Origin of the sequence: Aggregicoccus sp. 17bor-14 (assembly GCF_009659535.1) — a bacterium.
Lineage (GTDB): Bacteria > Myxococcota > Myxococcia > Myxococcales > Myxococcaceae > Aggregicoccus.
In genome coordinates this window covers 365,018-386,519 of record NZ_VJZZ01000007.1, presented here as the reverse complement: position 1 = coordinate 386,519, position 21,502 = coordinate 365,018, and the positions used below count along the sequence as shown (strand labels likewise).

Sequence of the window (21,502 nt, the reverse complement as noted above, 5' to 3'; positions counted from 1 at the left end):
TCGAGGGCGTGGACGTTTTGCGCCCACGCCTCTGCGCACCCCTTCGACATAAAACCCAGCCCCGCTCCCGTCCTCCCTCGGGACTCCTCCTCACTCCCTCGGGCTGAAACGGCGAAACACGAGCCAGAGGAAGAGGGGACATTCACACACCGCTTCGCCCGATGCTCAGCGCGCCTTGCGGAAGGTGAGGTTGAGGCGCTGCGCGCCCAGCCGTGCGTGGTGCCCGTCCTCGAGCGGCAGGATGCCGTGGTAGCGCAGGCGCGAGGGTCCGCCCCAGACGACCACGTCCCCGTGCTCGAGCCGCACGCGCTGCGGGCGTTCGCTGCGCTCGAGGCCGCCGAAGAGGAACACCGCCGGCAGCCCCAGCGACACCGAGACGATGGGGGCGCCGTAGTCCTGCTCGTCCTTGTCCTGGTGCAGCGAGAGCTTCGCGCCGGGCAGGTAGCGGTTCACGAGGCAGGCGTCCGGGGTGAAGCCCTCGTAGCCCGCGCGCGCGGCGGCCCGGGTGGCGAGCTGCTGGAACGAGGCGGGCATCGCGGGCCAGGGCACCCCACGCTCCGGGTCCAGCGCCGCGTAGCGGTAGCCCTGCCGGTCCGAGACCCAGCCCAGCGGCCCGCAGCTCGTCATGGCGACGGACATGCGCAGGCCCCCGGGCGTGGTGAGGTGGCGCGGCGGGGACTGGGCGAGCACAGACTCGACATCTGCGAGCAGCGCGTCGAGGCCCGCCAGCGCGTAGCCGCGCAGCAGCAGCGCCCCGGGGGCGAGCGCGATGGTCTCCCCTGCCCCGCCGGCCAGGTCGAGCGTGAGCTGCGGGCCGCTCATGCCGCGTCGTGGAAGATGAGGCCCAGCGTGTGGCGGCGGCCCGCGCGAAGGCGGCTCACGCCGTGGCGCAGCTGCACCCGGTACACGCCGCGCGTGCCCTGCACCGGGCGGTGGTGCACCGCGAACACCGCCGCATCGCCCTGGCGCAGCGGCAGCACCATGGGCCGCGACTGCATGCGCGGGCGCTGCTCGGTCATCACGAACTCGCCGCCCTCGAAGTCGCGCCCCGGCTCCGAGAGCAGGAAGGCCACCTGCAGCGGGAAGACGTGCTCGCCGTAGAGGTCCTGGTGCAGGCAGTTGTAGTCCCCCTCGCCGTACTGCAAGAGCAGGGGCGTGGGGCGCAGCTGGCCCGCGGCGTGGCAGCGCTCGACGAAGGGCGCGTGCGCTTCGGGAAAGCGCGTGGGCAGGCCCAGCGCCTCGCTCCAGCGGTTGGCCACCGGCGCGAGCCGCGGGTAGAGCTGCTCGCGCAGCAGCGCGACCAGCGGCGGCAGCGGGTAGGCGAAGTACTGGTACTCGCCGCGCCCGAAGCCGTGGCGGCCCATGACGACGCGGCTGCGAAACAGCTCCTCGCGCGGATGGAGCGCGGCGAGCGCCTCGCACTCCGCGGGCTGCAGCAGGCCGGGCACCACGCTGCCCCCCTGGGCGTCCAGCTCGCGCGAGACGGCCTCCCAGTCCACCCGCGTGAGGCGCTCGGGCACGGAGGGCTCGGCGGGGAGCGCGCGTGCGGGCCTCATCGCGCGGCCTCGCGCTCGAGCAGCGCGCGCTTGCGCTCCACGCCCCAGCGGTAGCCGGAGAGGGCGCCGTCGCTCTTCACCACCCGGTGGCAGGGGATGGCCACGGCGAGCGCGTTGGCGGCGCAGGCGGCGGCCACCGCGCGCACGCTGCCCGGCGCGCCGATCGCCCGCGCCACCTCCGCGTAGCTCGCGGTGCTCCCTGCGGGGATGTCCTGCAGGGCACGCCACACGCGCTGCTGGAAGGCCGTGCCGCGCACGTCCAGGGGCAGCGCGTGGCCGAGCCGGGGCTGCTCCACGAGCCCCACCACCTGCGCCACGAGCCTCTCGAAGGCGGGGTCTGCGCCCAGCAACGTCGCGCGCGGGAAGCGGCGCTCGAGGTCGTGCACCAGCGCCTCGGGCTCGTCCCCCAGCAGCACCGCGCACACGCCGCGCGCGCTCGCCGCCACCAGGATGGCCCCGAGCGAGCACTGGCCCACGGCGAAGCGGATCTCCACGTCCGCCCCACCCGCCCGGAACGCCGAGGGCGTCATGCCCAGCAGCGCATCCGTCTCGGCGTAGAAGCGGCCGCTCGAGCTGTAGCCCGCGCCGTAGATGGCCTCGGTGACGCTGCCGCTCGCCTCCAGCTCCGCGCGCACCTGGCGCGCCCGGTGCGCCGCCGCGTACGCGCGCGGGGTGAGCCCCGTCACCGCCTTGAAGAGGCGCTGGGTGTGGAAGACGCTGAGCCCCGCGTGGCGCGCGAGCACCTCGAGCCGCGGCACGCGCTCGCTGCGCTCGATGAGCCGGCACAGCGCGGCCACCTGCGCGGCGCGGCGCTCCTCGGCCGGAGGCTCGGTGGGCCGGCAGCGCTTGCAGGCGCGGAAGCCCGCGGCCTCCGCCTCCTTGGGCCCCGCGTGGAAGGCCACGTTCTGCGGCCGCGCGGGCCTGGAGGCGCAGGACGGCCGGCAGTACACGCCGGTGGTGCGCACCGAGTAGACGAAGCGGCCGTCCTCTTTCGGGTCCCGGGCCCGGACGGCTGCCCAGCGGGCGTCCTGCTCTACCTGGGTGCTGCGCTCCTCGTTCTTCGCAGGCATCTCGTGCTCCTCGTCCCGCCCGGAGGACTTCCGCGGGTCACGGGAGGAAGCTAATGGGGGCCCCGGGTGCCAGCACTCCGGCTCTTGCTCCGCAATCCCGAGCGCGGCGCTACTTCGCCCCGGCCACCGGGCCCTTGCCCGGGCCCGCCTTCGCGCCGCGCACCACCCGCTGCACGAGCGTGACGACGAGGAGGATGAGGCCTCCCGCCATCACCCCTACGAGCGCGCTGAGCAGCGGAGGCACGAGCGATGCGAGCGCGCCCGCGTGCTCCTGCAGCCCCTCCTCCAGGTGGTGGAGGAAGGGCAGGCCGTGCACGAGGATGCCGCCGCCCACCAGGAACATGGCCGCGGTGCCCGCGACGGACAGCCCCTTCATCAGCCAGGGCGCGGCGGCGAGGATGCCACGGCCCAGGCCCTGCGCGCCGCCCCCCGGGCGGCGGCTGAGGAAGAGGCCCGCGTCGTCCAGCTTCACGATGCCCGCGACGAGCCCGTACACGCCCACCGTCATCACCACGGCGATGCCCGCGAGCACCACCAGCCGGGTGCTGAAGGAGGCCGCGGCCACGGTGCCCAGCGTGATGGCGATGATCTCCGCGGAGAGGATGAAGTCGGTGCGCACCGCGCCCTTGATCTTGTCGCGCTCGAGCGCGACCAGGTCCACCTGCGGGTCCGAGAGCGCCGTGCGCAGCTCGCCGCGGTGGGCATCGTCCTCCTCGCGGTGCAGCAGCTTGTGGGCGAGCTTCTCGAAGCCCTCGAAGCAGAGGAAGCCGCCGCCCACCATCAGCAGCGGGGTCACCAGCCAGGGGGCGAGCGCGCTGATGGCGAGCGCGGCGGGCACCAGGATGGCCTTGTTCACCAGCGAGCCCTTGGCCACCGCCCACACCACGGGCAGCTCGCGCTCGGCGCGCACGCCGGCCACCTGCTGGGCGTTGAGCGCGAGGTCGTCCCCCAGCACCCCCGCGGTCTTCTTGGCCGCGACCTTGGTGAGCACCGCCACGTCGTCCAGCACGCTGGCAATGTCGTCGATGAGCGCGATGAGGCTGGTGCCGGCCATGTGGGTCTTCCGGGGCTCGGGGAGGGGGCGGGGAGGCACGACGCCGCGTGTAGGACGCTCGCGAGATACCACAGCAGGCGCAGGGACGTGCGAAGCTGCGGCCTCGGAGCCCCCGCCCCTGGACACCCCTCGCCCACCGACGGTCTTCCTCCCTGCCCTCTGCGCGCTGGCGCTCCTGCTTGCGGGCGCCGCGCCGAGCACTGCCCACGCCGAGCTGCCGCACGATGCGCACTGCGAGCCATTGGTGGCCCGCCCCGGCGCGCCGCGCCTGTGCATCCGCGGCAACGCCGTGCTCGCCGAGGGGGTGTACCGCGCGCTGCTCAGTCCCCCGCCGGACGTGCGAGCGGACGAGGAGGCGGCGGCGAACGTGCAGGGCCAGCTCAGCAGCTTCCTCACCCGCGCGGGCTACACGCTGGGCAGCGTGGCGGTGACGGTGGAGGGCCCGGACCTCCTCGCGGACGTGGACGAGGGGCAGCTCGAGCGCGTGGTGCTGCGCGGGCGCCTGAGCTGGCGCGCGCTGCGGCTGTGGCTGGGGCTGAGCATCCCCTCGGGCGTGTTCAACCAGGGCGCGCTGGAGCAGCAGCTCACGCGGCTGCGCGAGGAGCTGCGGCTGGAGCGCGTCTGGTACGAGCTGGTGCCCACGCGCGGCGTGACCCACACGGGGCCCCAGGCGGACGAGCTCGCGGTGCTGCAGTCCCTGGGGGTGGCCGAGGTGCGCCACCCCTTCGAGCTGCACGTGTTCGTGCAGGAGCCGGCCTGGCGCGAGGGGGTGGGCGTGGAGGTGCGCTCCGGGGCGCAGTACGGCCAGGAGGTCCTGGGCGCCTACCAGGGCTCGGGCCTCCTGCTCGGCCGCGACCGGTGGAGCGCGCGGCTGGGCGTGGGGATGCGGATGCAGCACCCGGTGGGCGACGGGGGCCTGCGCCCGGTGCCCACGCGCGTGCTCGGCGAAGTGCGCTGGTTCGCGCCGCCGCTCATCGGCGCGAGTGCGCGGCCCTACCTGCTCCTGCAGGGAGACGTGGTGCGCGAGCGGCGCGGGGACCTGGGGCTCGAGGCCTCCTACCAGCTGGAGACGGCCGGCTCGCTCAACCTGCTGGTGGAGCCCTGGCGCCGGCTCACCCTGAGCACCGGCGTGGGCGGGCGCTACGCGGACGTGCTGGGGGTGGACACGGTGGGCGGCAGCGTGGCGCTGCCCGAGGTGGCCGAGCAGGTGCACCAGCCGCGCATGGACCTCTTCGTGCAGGCGCGCGCCGAGCGCGTCTTCAGCGGGCAGGCGGGCCGGGTGGACCGGATGCACGCGCTGAGCCTCGATGCGCGCCACCACCTGGGGGTGAAGGAGGCCTCCTTCACCGAGGTGCGCGCGGAGTACCGCAAGGCGTGGGGCATCGGCTGGCACGACCTGCTCTTGCGTGGGCGCGGCACCTACCTGCTCGGGGGCGTGGCCTACCCGGACGAGGAGCCGCTCAGCCGGCACCTGCGCGGGATTGCCGGGGACGAGCACCTGCGGCGCGGGGGCTCGGTGAGCGCGGAGTTCCAGTGGTCACTGCTGCGCGACGTGTACCGGGCGAGCGTGTTCCACGACTTCGCCACCTTCGGGCGGCTCGTGCGCACGTCCGGCACCGAGCGGCTCACCTGGGGCAACAGCTTCGGCGTGGGCCTGCACGCGCTCTACGAAGGCACGCTGCAGTTCAACCTCTACGGCGCGCTGGGCAAGACGCCGGAGGATCGCGAGCTGCGCAAGGGTTTCGTCTTCGAGGTGCAGAAGGTGTTCTGAGGGTGCTCTGAGGGAGGTCACATGCGGATCGTCGGAATCTCGGGGAGCCTGCGAAAGGGCTCGTTCAACGCCTCGCTGCTGCGCGCCGCCGCCGAGCTGGCGCCTCGCGGGGTGGAGGTGGACATCGCCTCCATCGCCGGCATCCCGCTGTACGACGGCGACCTCGAGCGCGAGCAGGGGCTGCCCGCCGCGGTGACGGCGCTCAAGGAGCGCATCGTCGGGGCGCAGGCACTCCTGCTGGTGACGCCCGAGTACAACAACTCCATCCCCGGCGTGTTCAAGAACGCGATCGACTGGCTCTCGCGCCCGCCGCAGGACATCCCGCGCGTGTTCGGTGGCCGGCCGGTGGGGCTCATGGGCGCGACGCCGGGGCGCGGCGGCACGCGCCTGTCGCAGGTCGCGTGGCTGCCGGTGCTGCACACGCTGGGCGCGGAGCTCTGGTCGGGCGGCTCGCTCTACGTCGCGGGCGCGGGCCAGGTGTTCGACGCGCAGGGCGCGCTGGTGGACGAGGCGGTGCGCAAGCTGCTCACCCAGTACATGTCCGGCTTCGCCCGCTTCGCGGCGCGCAGCGAGGGCTAGGGCGCGCGCTGCCCCCTTGCGCGCCCCGAGCCCTCTGCTCTAGTCCGGAGCCGTGAGCACGGACGAGAAGACCGACAAGGCCCACCGCGCCATCCACGCGGTCTGGAGGATCGAGTCCGCGCGGCTCATCGCGGGGCTGGTGCGCATGGTGCGCGACGTGGGGCTCGCCGAGGAGCTCGCCCAGGACGCGCTGGTGGCGGCGCTGGAGAAGTGGCCCGCGAGCGGGGTGCCGCAGAACCCGGGCGCCTGGCTCATGGCCACCGCGAAGCGGCGCGCCATCGACGTGCTGCGCCACGGGCAGCGGCGCGAGCGCAAGCACGAGGAGCTGGGCCACGAGCTGGAGGCGGACCAGGCCGCGGCCGTGCCGGACCTGGACGAGGCGCTCGACGATCACGTGGGCGACGACCTGCTGCGCCTCATCCTCACCGCCTGCCACCCGGTGCTCTCCTCCGAGGCGCGCGTGGCGCTCACGCTGCGGCTTTTGGGCGGGCTGACCACGGAGGAGATCGCGCGCGCCTTCCTCGTGCCCGAGCCCACCGTGGCCCAGCGCATCGTGCGCGCCAAGCGCACGCTGGCGGAGGCGAAGGTGCCCTTCGAGGTGCCGCGGGGCGCCGAGCTCACCGAGCGGCTCTCCTCCGTGCTGGAGGTCATCTACCTCGTCTTCAACGAGGGCTACGCGGCCACGGCCGGAGACGACTGGATGCGCCCCGCGCTGTGCGAGGACGCGCTGCGGCTGGGGCGCATCCTCGCCGAGCTCGCGCCGCAGGAGCCCGAGGTGCACGGGCTGGTCGCGCTGATGGAGATCCAGGCCTCGCGCGCGGGCGCCCGGGTGGGCCCCACGGGCGAGCCCGTGCTGCTGCTCGAGCAGAACCGCGCCCAGTGGAACCCGCTGCTCATCCGCCGCGGGCTCACCGCGCTCGCGCGCGCCGAGGCGCTGGGGGACGCGCACGGCCCCTACGTGCTGCAGGCCGCCATCGCCGCCTGCCACGCGCGCGCGCGGCGCGCCGAGGACACCGACTGGGCGCGCATCGCGGCGCTCTACGCGGCGCTCGCCGCGCTCACGCGCTCGCCCGTGGTGGAGCTCAACCGCGCGGTGGCGGTGTCCATGGCCGAGGGGCCCGAGGCGGGGCTCGCGCTGGTGGACGCGCTGCAATCGGAGCGCGCGCTCGAGCGCTACCACCTGCTGCCGGCGGTGCGCGCGGACCTGCTCGCGAAGCTGGGGCGCTACGCGGAGGCGAAGGACGAGCTGGAGCGCGCGGCCGCCCTCACGAAGAACGACCGCGAGCGGCGCCTGCTGCTGGAGCGCGCGGCTGCGTGCGCGCGCGACGCGGCGGTGTCGGGCGCCAAGGGGAGCTAATCCCCCACCCTAGCCCTCTCCCAGAGGGAGAGGGGACCTCGGCAGGCGCACGCGGAAGGTGGTGCCCTCGGCGGCGCTGGACTCCACCTCCACCTGCCCACCGTGGGCGCGCGCGATGCCCAGCACGATGAAGAGCCCGAGCCCGATGCTGCGCCCGGCGTCGTTCACCTTGTTCTCGCCGCGCTCGAAGGGCTGGAACATGCGCTGCAGCTGGTCCGGCGGAATGGGCTCGCCCCAGTTGTGCACCTGCAGCAGCACGTGGTCGCCCTCCCCGCGGGTGAGCACGCTCACGCGCGAGTCCGGGGGGCTGTAGGCGAGCGCGTTGACGAGCAGGTTGCTCAGCAGCTGCGCGAGCCGGTCCGCGTCCCAGCTGCCCCGTCCGTCGCCCTCCGCCACCCGCTCCACCTGGCGCTCCGGGTGGGTGAGCAGCACCTCGTCCACCCCTTGCGTGGCGAGCGCGTGCAGGTCCAGCGGGGCGGGCTCGAGCGAGAGCCCGCCGCCGCGCCGGGCGCGGGTGAAGTCCAGCAGGTCGCGGATCATCCGCGCCATGCGCTCCGAGGTGGCCAGGATGCGCTGCGCGATGACGGCGTGGCGCTCGTCCAGGCCGGGGCGGCGCAGCATCGTGGCCGCGGACAGCTGGATGCCGTGCAGGGGGTTGCGCAGGTCGTGGCTCACGATGCCGATGAGCTGCCGCTCGAAGTCCGCCTGCTGGCGCAGCGACTCGCGCACCTCGTGCTCGCGCGTCATGTCCCAGCCGATGGCCACGTAGCCCAGCACCCTTCCACCCTCCCCCCGGTACGGCACGTACGCGGCCTGCAGGTGCCCGCGCCGCCCACCGCCGAACACGAAGGGCGTCTCGAAGCGCACCGCCTCGCCCGCGAGCGCGCGCTGCACGTAGGGCAGCACCCCGCGGTAGCTCTCCGGGCCCAGCACCTCGGAGATGCGGCGGCCCGGCAGGGAGGCCGGGTCCACGCCGAACCAGCTGCGGTAGGCCTCGTTGCCCAGCACGTAGCGCTGCTCCACGTCGATGAAGGCGATGAGCGCGGGGATGGCGTCCACCACCAGCTGCAGCCGCTCCTCGCTCGCCCGCAGTGCGAGGGCGATGGCCTCCAGCTCCCGGCGCGCGAGCACGTGCGCCGTCACCTCGAAGCCGAACGTGGCCACCCCGTCCACCTTGCCATCCACGTCGCGCGTGGGCTGGTAGACGAAGGTGAACCAGGCATCCTCCAGGCGCCCGTCGCCGTGGCGATCCAGGCGCAGGGGCACCTCGCTGCCCTCGTAGGGCACGCCCGTGCGGTACACCTCGTCGAGCCGCGCGAGGATGCCCTGCTCCGCCACCTCCGGCACCGCCTCGCGCACGGTGCGGCCGAGTAGCGGGCGCACCCCTCCGATGACGCGCTGGTGCAGCGGGTTCACCAGCGCGTAGCGGTGCTCTGGCCCGCGGGTGACGCCCACGATGGCCGGGGCGATCGCGAACAGCTCGCGCAGGTGGGTGCGCTCGCGCTCCAGCTCGCGGCGCGCGAGCGCGGCCCGGGAGAGCGCGTCCTCGGCCCGGGCGAAGGCGCGGCGCACGCGCACCAGGGTGCGCACGCGGGCGAGCAGCGCCACGTCGTCGTAGGGCTTGGCCACGTAGTCGTTGGCCCCTGCGGCGAGCCCCTCGCGCACGTCCTCGCGGGCGCCGCGCGAGGTGATCATCAGCACCGGCAGCGCCACCTCGTCGTACTGCTCGCGCACGAAGCGCAGCGCCTCGAGGCCCGAGACGCCGGGCAGCTGCCAGTCCAGCAGCAGCAGGTCCGGGGGCACGGCGCCGTTCAGCCGCTCCAGCATGCTGGCGGCCTCCGGGAAGTGCACGACGGTGTACTGGCCGGAGAGCAGGGAGAGCGTGCGCTGGGCCTCGAGCGGGCTGTCCTCGACGAGCCACACCTGCGCGCCGGTCTCGACGAGCGGGGCGGGGTCCGGAGCGGGGGACGAGAGGCGGGCCATCCCCCCCTTCTTCCCACGGGAAGCCGCCGGGCCCAAGTCCCCCCTTCTCGATCAGTCCTCCTGTAGCGGCTCGCCCGCAAGCTCGTCGAGGGTTCGTGGGAGGACGGTGAGCAGGGGCTGCACGCCGGAGAGGACGGGCTCGAAGAGCGAGGGCTGGCCGGGGTCGGCGAACACCGCGCCGAAGTCCTCCGGGGTGAGCGCGCGGGCGAGGCGCGCGGCGAAGCTGTCGCGCAGCAGGCGCGCGTAGTACTCGGCGTCGTAGTCGCGCGGGTCTGCCGGGTCGAGGGCCATGGGGTCCTCGGGCCCGGCGTCCGCGTCCGGCTCGGGGAGCAGGCCCGCGCGCCCGCCCGTCGCGCGGTACACGCGCACGCGCTCGCCCAGGGTCCAGCTGCTGCGGCCCGCGGCGAGCAGCGCCTCGTAGGGCAGCTCGCGCCGGCGCGCGCGCTGCGAGAGGTACTCGGGCGCACTCTTCGTCAGTCGCACGCGCAGGGCCACCTGCAGCGTGGGCAGCTGGCGGCGGCGCAGCGCGAGCACCGTCTGGACGTAGGCCTCGCGCACGCCGGGCACGTCCCCGGCGAGCAGGCACGCGAGGGCGCGGCGCAGGAAGTCCTCCCCGAAGGGCTCGGCGCGGCTGGAGCGGAAGGCCACCCCGCGCAGCACGAGGGGGCCGCCGTAGGGCTGCAGCGCGTAGTTCTTCGGCTCGTGCGAGAGCATCGCCGCATAGCGCCCGTCGAACTCGAGGCGCACGCGCGGAGGGAGCAGCGCCGCCACCTCCGCCACCACGCGCCGCTCGTCGGCCTCGCTCCAGGCCTCGGGCACGGCGAAGTACACGCCGTCCGTGTCCGCCTCGAGCAGCGTCACCCCGCGCTCGGCGAGCGCGCGGCACAGCAGCGCGAGCACCAGGCGGCCGCGGCGCGTCACCTCGTTGGCCGCGTGCACGTCCGAGAAGCGGGTGAGGCCGCCCGCGCCCATGTAGCCGTAGGCGCTGTTGACCACGATCTTCATCGCGGCGCTCAGGGCCTCGTCGGTGTACCGCTCGGCGCTGCCCCTGGGCGCGGCGCGCGCGCGGGCCTTGGCCGCGAGGCGCTGCTCCACCAGGCGGTCCACCAGCGCGAGCAGCACGCCGAGCCGGTCGCGCGCGGGGCCGATGCGGTACTGGCGCATCAGCGAGGGGTAGAGGCTCGCCACGTCCGCCTTCACCACCCGGCGGGCCACCCCGGTGGCGAAGAGGTGCAGCGCCGCGCCGCTGTGCGAGGTGCCGTCCCCGGGCGCGTGCGCCGGGAGCGCGCTGCGCTCGCGCAGGTAGGCGCGCACGAGCAGCGGGTCCAGCACGCCCGTGGCGGGCCCCGCGTCCGCGAGCCGCTCGTAGCGGCGCGGCGCCATGCGCGCGAGCGCGAAGGCCGCGCCGCCCAGCAGCCGCGCGACGCCCGCGGCCTCGCGCACGTCGTCCATCGCATAGCGGCGCACGCGCGCGGGGTCCGAGAGGAACACCTCGTGCACGCGCGCGCCCGGGATGTGCTCGCGCTCGGGGCCCGCGAGCCCCAGGTGGCGCGCCACCGCCTTGAGCCCGTGCCCCGGCAGATCGCGCGCCGAGAAGTCATGGCGCCAGACGGCATCCAGCGTGTCGATGAGCTCGCGGCCGGGCACCGTGTAGCGCGCGCGCCGCAAGCCCTCCCCCTCGCTGCCGCGCACGAGCGAGCTGCCGCGCGCCGCGGGGCGCTGGCGCAGGCCCGGGGGCCCCCAGCGCCCCAGCGCGAGCGGCACGCCGAGCACGCGGGCCCGGTGGGCAAGGAAGGGCAGGTCGAAGCCGTGCAGGTTGTGGTTCTCGATGACGTCCGGGTCCGCGGCCGCCACGCGCGCGAGCACGCGGCGCAGCAGGTCCGCCTCGGCCGCGTCGCTCCCGTCCGCCACCTCCAGCGTCTCGGCGCGGCCCTCGGGGTCTCGCAGCGCGACGAGGAAGATGCGCCCCTCGGAGGGGTCGAGCCCCGTGGTCTCCAGGTCCAGCTGCAGGCGGCGCAGGTCGTCGAAGCCCAGGTCTCGAAAGTAGGTGCGGCCCGTGGCCACGAGGTACTGCTCCTCGGGGGGCAGCGTGAGCACGCGGTCCGAGCCCAGCTCGCGCAGGTGCCCGGGCGCCCCCGCCCCGAGCCGGCGCCGCGCGCCCTCGAGCACCGCCTGCGCGAGCGCGCGCCCGTCCTGCGCGCGCACGAGGAAGCGCAGCTGCCCGGGCCCCTCCAGCTCCTCGTAGGTCACGGCGCCACCGGGCGCAGGGCCCGCCGACTCCGGGCGCAGGCGCGGGCCCAGGTGGGCGAGGTCCTCGAGCGAGGCGAGCAGCAGCCAGGGCCGGAAGCGCGCCTCCTCGCGCACGAGCGTGCCTCCGCCTCCCGGGGGCCTGCGCCACACGAGCGCGCGCCCATCGGTCTCGGCCCACACCGAGACGATGCCGGGCGTGGCGTCCCACCCCCACAGCCACGCCTCCTCGCGGCTCACCCGCCGCCCGCCCCGGCCGCAGGGCGCTCGTCCTGCAGGGGCCGCTTCACCAGCGCGAGCGCCGCGGCGCTCACGGCGCTGCCGGCGAGGATGGCGAGCACGTAGGGCAGCACCGGGGTCACCGCTCCGGGGATGGCCAGCACGAAGAGGCCGCCGTGCGGCGCACGCAGCATGACGCCCGCGCGCATCGAGAGCGCGCCGGTGAGCGCGGCCCCCGCGGTGAGGCAGGGGATGACGCGCAGCGGGTCCTTCGCGGCGAAGGGGATGGCGCCCTCGGTGATGAAGGCGAGGCCCAGCACGGCGGCCGCCTTGCCCGCCTCGCGCTCCTGCCGCGTGAAGCGGCTGCGCGCGACGAGCGTGGCGAGCGCGATGCCGAGCGGCGGCGTCATCCCGGCCGCCATCACGGCCGCCATGGGCGTGAAGGTATTGCTGGAGAGCAGGCCCACGCTGAAGGCGTAGGCCGCCTTGTTCACCGGGCCGCCCATGTCCACCGCCATCATCGCGCCCAGCAGCGCGCCGAGCAGCACCGCGTTCGCGCCGCTCAGCCCCTGCAGGAAGCGCGTCATCGCCGCCATGAGCCAGGCCGCGGGCGCGCCCACCACGTACACCATCAGCAGGCCCACCCCGAGCGTGGAGAGCAGCGGCAGCACCAGCACCGGCTTGAGCCCCTCCAGGTTCGCGGGCAGGCGGATGGCCGCGCGCAGCCAGCGCGCGAGGTAGCCGGCGAGCAGGCCCGCCACGATTCCGCCGAGGAAGCCCGCCTGCAGCTGCATCGCGAGCAGGCCTCCCACCAGGCCCGGGGTGAGCCCTGGCCGGTCCGCGATGGAGAAGGCGATGTAGCCCGCGAGCACCGGCACCATGAGCGCGAACGCCGCCGCCCCCACCTGCGAGAGCGCGGCGGCGAGCGTGCCCGGCTGGCGCGCCGCCTCGAGGCCGAAGACGTAGGAGAGCGCGAGCAGCAGGCCGCCGGCCACCACCACGGGCAGCATGAAGGAGACGCCCGTGAGCAGGTGCGTGTAGGGGCCGCCCTCGGCAGGGCGCCGCGCCGCGGGCGCTGCCTGCACGGGTGCGGCCGTAGCCTGCGGAGGGGGGAGCGCGAGGGCCTCGTCCACCACGCCCCGCGCGCGCTTGAGCGCATCGCCCACCGAGGTCTGCAGCAGGCGCTTTCCCGCGAAGCGCTCGAGCGAGACGTGCGTGTCCGCGCCGATGATGACCGCGTCCGCGGAGGAGATCTCCTCGGGCGTGAGCGTGTTGCGCGCCCCCACGCTGCCCTGCGTCTCCACCTTGATGTCGCAGCCGGCCGCCTCCGCCGCCCGCTTGAGCGCCTCGGCCGCCATGAAGGTGTGCGCGATGCCGGTGGGGCACGCCGTCACCGCCACCAGGTGCCGGCGGCGCGAGGCGAGCGGGATGACCTGGGCCTGCGCTGCCGGCTCGGAGGTGAGCGCGAGCCCCGCCAGGCGCAGCGCCTCGGTGAGCACGCCCTCCGTGTCCCGGATGGCCTGCGCGGTGGAGGTGCGGTGCAAGGGCTTGCCCACGAAGCGCCGCTCCTCGACGAAGGTGTCCGCGGCGATGATGACGGCGTCCGCCTCGGCGATCTCCTCGGGGGTGAGCGGCGTGCGCGGCCCCTGCGCGCCCTGGGTCTCCACCCGCAAGGCATGCCCGCGCGCCGCCGCCACGCGCACGAGCGCCTCGGCGGCCATGAAGGTGTGGGCGATGCCGGTAGGACAGGCGGTGACGGCGACGAGCTTGGCCACGGTGACCCCTCCTTAGCGGACTTCTTCCACCTGCACCCGCGCCCCCAGCGCCTCGAGCTCCGCGTGCCCGGGAAGCACCGGGCCCGCGCACCCGAGCGTCCCCACCGCGAAGGCCGTGCCCCGCCGCAGTGCAGCCGCCGCTGGCTCGCCCAGCGCGAGGCCCGCGAGCACGCCCGCGAGCAGCGCGTCCCCCGCGCCCACGGTGCTCACGAGGCGCTCGGGCGCGGGGGGCCGCGCGTACAGGGCCTGGCGCGCCTCCACCCAGAGCGCGCCCTCGGCGCCGAGGGAGACCACCACCTGCTCCACGCCGTCCGCGACGAGGCCGCGCGCCGCTGCGAGCACCGCGGCGCGATCCGGAAGGCGGCGCTGCACCAGCTCCTCGAGCTCGCGCAGGTTCGGCTTGAGGAGGTGCGGACGCTCGCGCACGCCGTGGCGCAGGGGCGCGCCACTCGCGTCCAGCGCCACCCGGCACCCCGCCGCGCGCAGGCGGCGCACCAGCTGTGCGTACGCGTCCCCGGGCAGGCCCTCGGGCAGGCTTCCCGCCAGCACGAAGAGGGGCTGGCGGTGCGCGAGCGCGTCCACCTGCGCGAGCAGCGCGCTCCACTCGGAGGGCCCCACGCGCACGCCCGGCAGGTTCAGGTCCGTGACGGCGTCGCGCTCCCGGTCGAGGACCTTGAGGTTCGCCCGCGTCTCGCCGGCCACCCGCACGCAGCGGTCCTCGATGCCGCGCTCGCGGAAGAGGGCCTCGAAGGGTGCGGCGTTGTCCCGGCCGAGGAAGCCCGCCGCGGCCACCGGCTTCACCCAGCCGGAGAGGAAGGCCGCCACGTTCACCCCCTTGCCCCCCGGCGTCTGCCAGTGCGCGCTGACGCGGTTCACCTCGCCCGCGCGGAAGTGCGCGCACTCGAGGGAGTGATCGAGCGCCGCATTCAGCGTCACCGTCACTGCGCCTGCGGGTTCCATGGCGGGCTCCTGGGGGACTGAGGCACTCGGGCTGCGCCTGTGTCGAAGGAGGGAGGACAGAGGAGGGCGCGGACCTCGGCGGCGGTGCGGCACTGCAGGGCCCGCTGCGCGAGCTGCTCGAGCTCGCGCATGGAGCGGCTGCGCAGCTTCGCCTTGATCGCCGCCACGCTGGGGATGCTCACGCTCAGCTCCGTCACGCCCAGCCCCGCGAGCACCAGCGCGCCCGCGGGCTCTCCCGCGATGCCTCCGCAGGCGCCCACCCAGATGCCCGCGCCCCGCGCCGCCTCCACCGTCTGGCGCACCATGCGCAGCACCGCCGGGTGCAGGCCGTCCGCCTGCGGCGCGAGCACCGGGTGCAGCCGATCCATGGCGAGCACGTACTGCGTCAGGTCGTTGGTGCCGATGGAGAAGAAGTCCACGTGCTGCGCCAGCTGGTCGGCCATCACCACGGCCGCTGGCACCTCGATCATGATCCCCACCTCGAGCGGCGGGGCGCCCACCTCGCGCCGCACCTCCTCGAGGATGGCGCGCGCCTGCAGCAGCTCGTCGAGGCTCGTGACCATGGGGAACATCACCCGCGCGAGCCCCCGGCGCGAGGCGCGCAGGATGGCGCGCAGCTGGGTGCGCAGCAGGTCCGGGCGCTGCAGGCTCAGCCGCAGCCCGCGCACCCCGAGGAAGGGGTTCGCCTCGGCCGGCAGGTCCAGGTAGGGCACCGCCTTGTCGCCGCCGATGTCCATCGTGCGCAGGATGACCGGCAGCCCATTGAACGCCGAGAGGATGGCCTCGTAGGCGGCGAGCTGCTCCTGCTCGCCGGGAGGCGTGTCGCGCTCGAGGAAGAGGAACTCGGTGCGCATCAGCCCGATGCCCTCGGCGCCCGCGTCCACCGCGGCCTGCGCCTGGCCGGGCGCGGAGATGTTCGCGCCCACCTCCACGCGCACCCCGTCCGTCGTGAGCGCCGGCTCGTAGGCGCGGCGCCGCTCCTCCTCGCGCAGCCGGGCCGAGGCCTCGCGCTGCGCCGCCGCCGTCCGCAGGTCCGCCTCCGTGGGCTCGACCACCAGCACGCCCCCGTCGCCATCCAGGATGCAGGGCAGCCCGTCCGGGAGGTCCAGCGCCGCCGGCCCCACCGCGGCTACCGCGGGCAGGTCCAGCGAGCGCGCGATGATGGCGGTGTGCGAGGTGGCGCCGCCGCTCGCGGTGCACAGCCCCAGCACCTGGCGCGGGTCCAGCTTCGCGGTGTCCGAGGGCTCGAGGTCCTCGGCCACGATGATGACCGGGTGGTCCGGCGGCCGCGTGCTCCCGGAGACTTCGTCCGCGAGGAGGCGCAGCACGCGCCGCCCCACGTCCCGCAGGTCCCCGGCGCGCGCGGCGAGCAGCGGGTCGTGGAGCGAGGCGAGCGCTGCCGCGCGCTCCTCGTAGGCGGCGCGCCACGCGAAGCCCGCGCTCTCGCCCGCGGCGATGCGCCGCTGGGCCTCCTCCGCGAGCTCGGGGTCCGCGAGCAGCTCTCCGTGCGCGCGGAAGATCGCGGCGCGCGCCTCGCCCGCCTTCTGCTGGAAGGAGTCGTGGAGCGTGCGCAGCTCCGCCGCGGCGCCGGCCTGCGCCTGCTGCAGCCGCAGCCGCTCGGCGGCGGGGTCCGCGGCGCGCTCGCGCACCACGAGCCGCTCGCGCTTGAAGTGCCACACCGGCCCCGCGGCGATGCCGGGCGAGGCGCTCACCCCCGCGAGCACCCGCCCCTCGTAGGCCGCGATGGGCCGGGGCGGGGCGGCGGGGGCCGGGGACGCCTCGGGCGCGGGCGCGGGGCCATCGCCCAGCCCGCGCGCGAAGGCCTCCACCAGCGCCTGCAGCGCGGCCTCCGCGTCCGGGCCCTCGGCGCTCACCGTGAGCTCGCAGCCGCCCGCGGCCCCGAGGCGCAGCAGCGACAGCACGCTCTTCGCATTCGCCACGCGCTCGCCGAGGCGCAGGGAGACGTCCGCCTGGAAGCGGCGCGCCGTCGCCACCAGCAGCGTGGCGGGCCGTGCGTGCAGGCCGTGGGGCGAAGGGGCGCGCACCGCCACGCTGCGCTCCGTGCGGGGCACCGGCGCAGGCGGCGCGGGCGCTGCGGCCCGGCCGTTGAGGTGCAGGGCCACCTCCGCGGGGTCGGTGGTCACCGCGAGCCGCGCGGCGACGGCCGCGTCCCCCAGCACGCCGGTGAGGTTCGCGAGCACCTGGATGTGCTCGTCCGAGCGCGCGGCGATGCCCACCGCGAGGTGGGCCCTTCCCCCTTCGCCCCAGGGGACGCCGTCCGGGAACTGCACCACCACGATGCCGGTGCGGTGCACCTGGTCGCGCGCCTCGGGCAGCCCGTGCGGGATGGCGATGCCATGGCCCAGCAGCGTGCTGCCCTGGCGCTCGCGGCCGAGCATGGCCTGCACGTAGCCGGGGGCGATGAAGCCGCGCTCCACCAGCGCCTGGCCCACGAGCGCGATGGCCTCGTCGCGGTCGCGGGCGCTGCCGCCGAGCCGGATGTCGTCGAGGCCTACCTGCAGCATGTGCGCTCCGAGGTGCTTTGCGGTGACGCGGGCCTGCCATGCTCCGTCCCGGGCCCGGGGGAATCAAGGGACTCGGTCAGGGAGGCGGCAGGCGCTGCAGCGCGCCCGCGAGCACCCGCAGCAGGTGCTCCAGCTCGAAGGGCTTGCCGAGGAACTGGGCCCCCAGCTCGGCCACGCGCGAGGGCTGCCCGTGCACCGCGCTCATCACCACCACGGGAAGGTCGCGCAAGGAGGGGCTCGCGCGCACCGCCTCCAGCAGCTGCAGCCCGTTCATCTGCGGCATCATGTAGTCGGTGAGCACGAGCGAGGGGCGCGCGCGCTCGAGCTCCTCGAGCGCTCGCCGGCCGTTGGGCGCGGTCACCACGCCGTAGCCCTCGTACTCGAGCAACTCCTGGAGCGACTCGACGATGGTCAGCTCGTCGTCGACGATGAGGACGGTGGGCTTCATGGCGCGCGCTCGAGGCCCTCCCCTTCCCTAGCGCCCGCTCTTGCGGGGGGAGGGCGGGCGCGAGCCGCTGCGGCTCCCCACGCCCTTGCGCTTGCTGGCCGCGGGCTTGCGCGCATCCGCCCTCATCTCGCCGGAGCTGGGGGTGGAGACGCCGGTGAACACCGCGTGGCCGGGACGGAACGCCTTGCCCAGGCGCAGGCCGCCCTGCGCGATGTCGAAGCCGTAGAGGGCGTTGTCGTTGTCGCGGTCGCGCGTCTTCATCACCGAGAGCAGCCGCAGCAGCCGCGCCCCGGACTCCACCTTGCGCAGGAAGAGGATGTTTTCGCAGACGCCGGAGATGCCCGGCACGGGCGCCTCGATCTCCTGCACGAAGAGCTCGCGCGTCTCCTCGGTGAGCAGCGTGGTGACGCCCTCGCGGTGCAGCCGCTCGGTGAGCGCGGAGAAGAGGCCGCTGAGGCGCTCGGGATAGGGCGAGGAGGTGAAGAAGCCCACCAGCCCGTCGATGACGAGCCGGCGCGCGCCGGTGCGCTCCACGCCTTCCAGCAGGTCGTGCGCGAGCGCGTCCAGCATGCGCTCCACCGGCAGCTGCCAGCGCAGGGTGACGCGCCCCGAGCGCACGTGCTCCGCGAGCCCCAGCCCCAGGCGCTCGGCCTTGTAGAGCAGCGCCTGCGGGTTCTCGAAGAAGCCGTAGAACAGCCCCTTCTCCCCCTCGCGCGCGCCGGAGGCGAGGAACTGCACGCCCAGGATGGTCTTGCCCGCGCCCGAGGAGCCCAGCACCAGCGTGGTGGAGCCGCGCTGCAGGCCTCCGCCCAGCACCGCGTCCAGCCCCGGCACGCCCGAGCCCACGTCGTCGCGCGACTCGGGCGGCGCCTCGGCGCTCATGCCGCCCAGCAGCGCCTCGAGGCGCGGGTAGACGCGCACGCCGTCCGTGCCGATCGCGTAGGAGTGGCTGCCCTCGAGGAAGCCGCTGCCGCGCAGCTTGCTGACGAGCAGCTCGCGCACCCGGCGCTGGCGCAGCGAGTGCACGCGCAGCTGCAGGATGCCGTCCACCATGGTGTGCTCGGGCTGCACCTGCCCCGCCTCGTCGTCGCCCTGGGTGCCCGCGCTCTTGAGCAGCAGCACCGTGCAGCCCTGCAGCCCCACCCAGGTCTGCAGGTCCTGGATGAAGCGCTTGAAGGCGAAGGGGGACTCGGCGAAGTGCTCGGCCGTCACCACCCCGTCCACCACGAGCAGGCTGGACTTGTGCTCGCGCACCGCCGCGCGCAGCTGCTGCAGCAGGCCCGTGAGCCCCTGCTGCTCGAGCTCGCGGTGGGCGCTGACGTAGAAGAGGCTCTCGCCCACGCGGCCCACGTCGAAGAAGGAGAGCGTGCGCAGGTTCGCGAGCATGCGCCCGTGCGTCTCGGTGAGCAGGGTGAGGTAGACGGCCCTCCCGCCCCCGCGCACGTGGTGGCTGCAGATCTGGTTCGCGAGGATGGTCTTCCCGGCTCCCGGTGTGCCCGCGACGATGTAGATGCCGCCGCGGAACAGCCCGCCGTGCAGCACCGTGTCCAGGCCGGGGACGCCGGTGGGGAAGCGCTCGAGCGCGGGCGAGAGCGGAGCGGGCGGTGGATGCGCGGCGTCGGTCATGCGGATGCTCGGGCGGAGGGAGTGGGGCCTCGCCCGGAGGCATGTCACGCGGCCGCCTGCAGGGGAAGGCCCGAGTTCACTCCCCGTCCGGTACCGGGGGTGCCCTCCGAGCGCGCCCGCTCAGCCGAGCAGGTGCGCGAGCTGGTAGGCCGCGCAGGCCGCCGCGTAGGCGATGAGCGACATGCCCACGAAGGCGCCCGCCGCGATGCGGCCGCTGCCCGTCTCCTTGCGCATCACCGCGAGCGTGGAGGCGCACTGCAGGGACAGCGCGTAGAAGACGAGCAGGGAGATGGCGGTGGCGGTGCTCATCCCCTGCTGCAGCAGGGCCGTGGGCACCGTGTCCCCGCCGGCCTGCAGGCCGTAGAGCGTGCCCAGCGTGCCCACGAACACCTCGCGCGCGACGAAGGAGGTGAGCACGCCCACCGTCACCTTCCAGTCCGCGCCGATGGGCGCGAGCACCGGGGCGATGAGCTTGCCCAGCTGCGCGAGCCAGGAGCTCTCGAGGTGCCCCGCGCCGTGCGGGAAGTAGCCGAGCACCCAGACGATGATGGTGACCGAGAAGATGACCGGCGCGGCGCGGCGCACGAAGCTGAAGGAGCGGCTGAGCGCGGCGCGCAGGATGGCGCGCGCGCTGGGCAGGCGGTAGGGCGGCAGCTCCAGCACGAAGGGCGCATCGCCCAGCACGCCCTGGCGCTTGGGCAGCGCCGCGTGCAGCGTGGCGGAGACGAGGAGCGCCGCCGTCACGCCCAGCACGTAGAGCCCGGTGAGCACCAGCCCCTGCAGCCCGAGCAGCCCGCCCAGCACGGCGTGCGCCGGGATGAACGCGCCGATGAGCAGCCCGTAGATGGGCAGGCGCGCCGAGCAGGACATGAAGGGAATGCTCAGGATGGTGAGCAGGCGGCGGCGCGGCGACTCGATGGTGCGCGCGGCCATCATCGCGGGGATGGCGCAGGCGTGCCCGGAGAGCAGCGGCACGAAGCTCTTGCCCGAGAGCCCGAAGGCGCTGAGCGGCCGGTGCAGGATGACGGCGGCGCGCGCGAGGTAGCCCGAGTCCTCGAGCACGCCGATGACCACGAAGAGCACGAAGATCTGCGGCACGAAGACGAGGAAGGAGCCCATGCCGGCGAAGAGCCCGTCGCGCACGAAGTCCTGCAGCAGCGCGCCCGGCATCCACCCCGCCACGAGCGCGCCCAGCGCCGTGGTGGCCCACTCCACCGCGTCCATCAGCGGCGCGGCCCAGCTGAACACCGCCTGGAACAGCACCGCCATCAGGAGCAGGAAGGCGAGCGGCCCGCCGAGAGACGAGAGGAAGAAGCGGTCCAGCCGGTGCTGGCTCTTGAGCAGCACGTCCGCGTTGGGGCCGTGCGCCTGGGCGAGCGCGCGCGCCCGCGCCTTCAGCGCGCCGACGTCCGAGGGAGCATCCGGAGTGAGCGTGGGCAGCAGGCGCGAGGCGTGCCCCGCGTCCTTCCAGCTCTCGAGCGCGCGCTGCAGCTCGGGCACGCCCTGCCCCGTGCGCCCGGAGATGCCCAGCACGGGGCAGCCGAGCGCGGCCTGCAGCCCCTCGAGATCCAGGCGCGCCCCGCGCGAGACGAGCTCGTCCATCACGTTGGCGAGCACCAGCACCGGGACGCGCGCGGCCACCGCCTCGGGCAGCAGCTGCAGCAGCAGGTAGAGGCTGCGCTCGAGCCGGGTCGCGTCCAGCACGTAGAGCAGCCCGCAGGTGCCCTCGCTCGCGAGCCCCGCGCGCAGCTCGCGCACCGCCACCTGCTCGTCCAGGGTGAGCGGGCTGAGGGAGTAGATGCCGGGGAAGTCGCGCAGCCGCAGCTCGCCCATCTGCCCGCTGCGCACGTCCACCGTCACGCCCGGGTAGTTCGCCACGCGCTGCTGCAGGCCGGTGAGCCGGTTGAAGAGCAGGCTCTTGCCGCAGTTGGGGTTGCCCACCAGCAGCACGTCGCGCGGGGCCGCGCGAGGGGACGCAGCCCGCTGCACCGCCGTATTTCCCGGCGGGGACTGCGGCTCAGGCTGCGACATCGGAGGTCACGCCCGTGCGGGTCACGGCAGGTGCGGTGTGCAGCTCGGCGGGCACATCGTGCACGTCGATGTGCGCGACGAGCCGGGGCTCGAGCGAGAACACGCTGCCGCTCACCTCGTACACGTAGGGGCCGCCCAGCGGCGCCCGGCACAGGAAGCGCACCCGCGCGCCCTCGCAGAAGCCCAGCTCGCCCAGGCGGCGCTGCTCGGAGGCCGCGAGCCCCGCCCGCAGGCCGACGACGCGCACGCTCTGGCCCACCCGGGTCTCTCGCAGGGTCTGCATAGACAGCGAAGGTAATTG

At 75.0% G+C, this 21,502-nt stretch carries 16 protein-coding genes; 3 read left to right on the top strand and 13 right to left on the bottom strand.

Annotated features, from left to right (window positions below):
• Window positions 1–165: 165 nt before the first annotated feature.
• The 4 genes from alkB to FGE12_RS16070 all read right to left on the bottom strand — a co-directional run bounded on the left by alkB (window position 166) and on the right by FGE12_RS16070 (window position 3,680).
• A complete protein-coding gene (gene alkB, locus FGE12_RS16085; RefSeq protein WP_153867344.1) occupies window positions 166–822 on the bottom strand; it encodes a DNA oxidative demethylase AlkB in 657 nt (218 codons plus the stop codon).
• Window positions 819–1,556 carry a 2OG-Fe(II) oxygenase gene (locus FGE12_RS16080; protein WP_153867343.1) on the bottom strand — a complete coding sequence of 246 codons (738 nt, stop codon included), beginning with the start codon at window positions 1,554–1,556 and terminating at the stop codon, window positions 819–821. Before FGE12_RS16080 ends, alkB begins: the two co-directional genes overlap by 4 nt.
• Window positions 1,553–2,626, bottom strand: coding sequence for a bifunctional DNA-binding transcriptional regulator/O6-methylguanine-DNA methyltransferase Ada (gene ada / locus FGE12_RS16075; RefSeq protein WP_153867342.1), 1,074 nt, complete (start codon window positions 2,624–2,626; stop codon window positions 1,553–1,555). Before ada ends, FGE12_RS16080 begins: the two co-directional genes overlap by 4 nt.
• Window positions 2,627–2,735: 109 nt before the next feature.
• Entirely contained in the window at window positions 2,736–3,680 is a 945-nt protein-coding gene (locus FGE12_RS16070) for a DUF808 domain-containing protein (protein WP_153867341.1), read from the bottom strand.
• Window positions 3,681–3,924: 244 nt separating this feature from the next.
• Between FGE12_RS16070 and FGE12_RS16065 the strand changes: the two genes are divergently transcribed.
• The 3 genes from FGE12_RS16065 to FGE12_RS16055 are packed head-to-tail and all read left to right on the top strand — an operon-like array spanning window position 3,925 to window position 7,387.
• Window positions 3,925–5,451 (top strand): hypothetical protein, encoded by a 1,527-nt coding sequence (locus tag FGE12_RS16065; protein WP_153867340.1) that lies wholly within the window; start codon window positions 3,925–3,927, stop codon window positions 5,449–5,451.
• Window positions 5,452–5,472: 21 nt separating this feature from the next.
• Window positions 5,473–6,030, top strand: a complete 558-nt coding sequence (locus FGE12_RS16060) for an NADPH-dependent FMN reductase (RefSeq protein WP_153867339.1) — start codon at window positions 5,473–5,475, stop codon at window positions 6,028–6,030.
• 52 nt (window positions 6,031–6,082) lie between these two features.
• Window positions 6,083–7,387, top strand: a complete 1,305-nt coding sequence (locus tag FGE12_RS16055) for an RNA polymerase sigma factor (protein ID WP_370459010.1) — start codon at window positions 6,083–6,085, stop codon at window positions 7,385–7,387.
• A gap of 9 nt (window positions 7,388–7,396) precedes the next feature.
• On the opposite strand, the gene FGE12_RS16050 is transcribed toward FGE12_RS16055, so the two are convergent.
• From FGE12_RS16050 to FGE12_RS16010, 9 genes are all read right to left on the bottom strand, one after another.
• Window positions 7,397–9,370 carry a PAS domain-containing protein gene (locus FGE12_RS16050; RefSeq protein WP_153867338.1) on the bottom strand — a complete coding sequence of 658 codons (1,974 nt, stop codon included), beginning with the start codon at window positions 9,368–9,370 and terminating at the stop codon, window positions 7,397–7,399.
• A 51-nt stretch (window positions 9,371–9,421) separates the two neighbouring features.
• Window positions 9,422–11,857: a ribonuclease H-like domain-containing protein gene (locus FGE12_RS16045; RefSeq protein ID WP_194797924.1), complete on the bottom strand. Its 2,436-nt coding sequence runs from the start codon at window positions 11,855–11,857 to the stop codon at window positions 9,422–9,424.
• Window positions 11,854–13,611 carry a PTS fructose-like transporter subunit IIB gene (locus FGE12_RS16040; RefSeq protein ID WP_194797923.1) on the bottom strand — a complete coding sequence of 586 codons (1,758 nt, stop codon included), beginning with the start codon at window positions 13,609–13,611 and terminating at the stop codon, window positions 11,854–11,856. Before FGE12_RS16040 ends, FGE12_RS16045 begins: the two co-directional genes overlap by 4 nt.
• Window positions 13,612–13,623: 12 nt before the next feature.
• A complete protein-coding gene (gene pfkB, locus FGE12_RS16035; protein WP_153867337.1) occupies window positions 13,624–14,571 on the bottom strand; it encodes a 1-phosphofructokinase in 948 nt (315 codons plus the stop codon).
• Window positions 14,550–17,096, bottom strand: a complete 2,547-nt coding sequence (gene ptsP, locus FGE12_RS16030; protein ID WP_153867336.1) for a phosphoenolpyruvate--protein phosphotransferase — start codon at window positions 17,094–17,096, stop codon at window positions 14,550–14,552. The genes pfkB and ptsP overlap by 22 nt, the downstream gene beginning before the upstream one ends.
• A 76-nt stretch (window positions 17,097–17,172) precedes the next feature.
• The gene (locus FGE12_RS16025; protein ID WP_153867335.1) at window positions 17,173–17,544 is read right to left on the bottom strand and encodes a response regulator; all 372 of its coding nucleotides are present in this window, start codon (window positions 17,542–17,544) and stop codon (window positions 17,173–17,175) included.
• A 27-nt stretch (window positions 17,545–17,571) separates the two neighbouring features.
• Window positions 17,572–19,170: an ATPase domain-containing protein gene (locus tag FGE12_RS16020; protein WP_153867334.1), complete on the bottom strand. Its 1,599-nt coding sequence runs from the start codon at window positions 19,168–19,170 to the stop codon at window positions 17,572–17,574.
• 120 nt (window positions 19,171–19,290) lie between these two features.
• Window positions 19,291–21,201, bottom strand: a complete 1,911-nt coding sequence (locus FGE12_RS16015; protein ID WP_153867333.1) for a ferrous iron transporter B — start codon at window positions 21,199–21,201, stop codon at window positions 19,291–19,293.
• On the bottom strand, window positions 21,188–21,484 hold the full coding sequence (locus FGE12_RS16010; protein WP_194797922.1) for a FeoA family protein: 297 nt from the start codon (window positions 21,482–21,484) through the stop codon (window positions 21,188–21,190). Before FGE12_RS16010 ends, FGE12_RS16015 begins: the two co-directional genes overlap by 14 nt.
• Window positions 21,485–21,502: the final 18 nt, after the last annotated feature.

Coding starts and splice junctions, on each gene's coding strand:
- alkB (WP_153867344.1), bottom strand. CDS start 822: ATGAGCGGCCCGCAGCTCACGCTCGACCTGGCCGGCGGGGCAGGGGAG.
- FGE12_RS16080 (WP_153867343.1), bottom strand. CDS start 1,556: ATGAGGCCCGCACGCGCGCTCCCCGCCGAGCCCTCCGTGCCCGAGCGC.
- ada (WP_153867342.1), bottom strand. CDS start 2,626: ATGCCTGCGAAGAACGAGGAGCGCAGCACCCAGGTAGAGCAGGACGCC.
- FGE12_RS16070 (WP_153867341.1), bottom strand. CDS start 3,680: ATGGCCGGCACCAGCCTCATCGCGCTCATCGACGACATTGCCAGCGTG.
- FGE12_RS16060 (WP_153867339.1), top strand. CDS start 5,473: ATGCGGATCGTCGGAATCTCGGGGAGCCTGCGAAAGGGCTCGTTCAAC.
- FGE12_RS16050 (WP_153867338.1), bottom strand. CDS start 9,370: ATGGCCCGCCTCTCGTCCCCCGCTCCGGACCCCGCCCCGCTCGTCGAG.
- pfkB (WP_153867337.1), bottom strand. CDS start 14,571: ATGGAACCCGCAGGCGCAGTGACGGTGACGCTGAATGCGGCGCTCGAT.
- ptsP (WP_153867336.1), bottom strand. CDS start 17,096: ATGCTGCAGGTAGGCCTCGACGACATCCGGCTCGGCGGCAGCGCCCGC.
- FGE12_RS16025 (WP_153867335.1), bottom strand. CDS start 17,544: ATGAAGCCCACCGTCCTCATCGTCGACGACGAGCTGACCATCGTCGAG.
- FGE12_RS16020 (WP_153867334.1), bottom strand. CDS start 19,170: ATGACCGACGCCGCGCATCCACCGCCCGCTCCGCTCTCGCCCGCGCTC.
- FGE12_RS16015 (WP_153867333.1), bottom strand. CDS start 21,201: ATGTCGCAGCCTGAGCCGCAGTCCCCGCCGGGAAATACGGCGGTGCAG.
- FGE12_RS16010 (WP_194797922.1), bottom strand. CDS start 21,484: ATGCAGACCCTGCGAGAGACCCGGGTGGGCCAGAGCGTGCGCGTCGTC.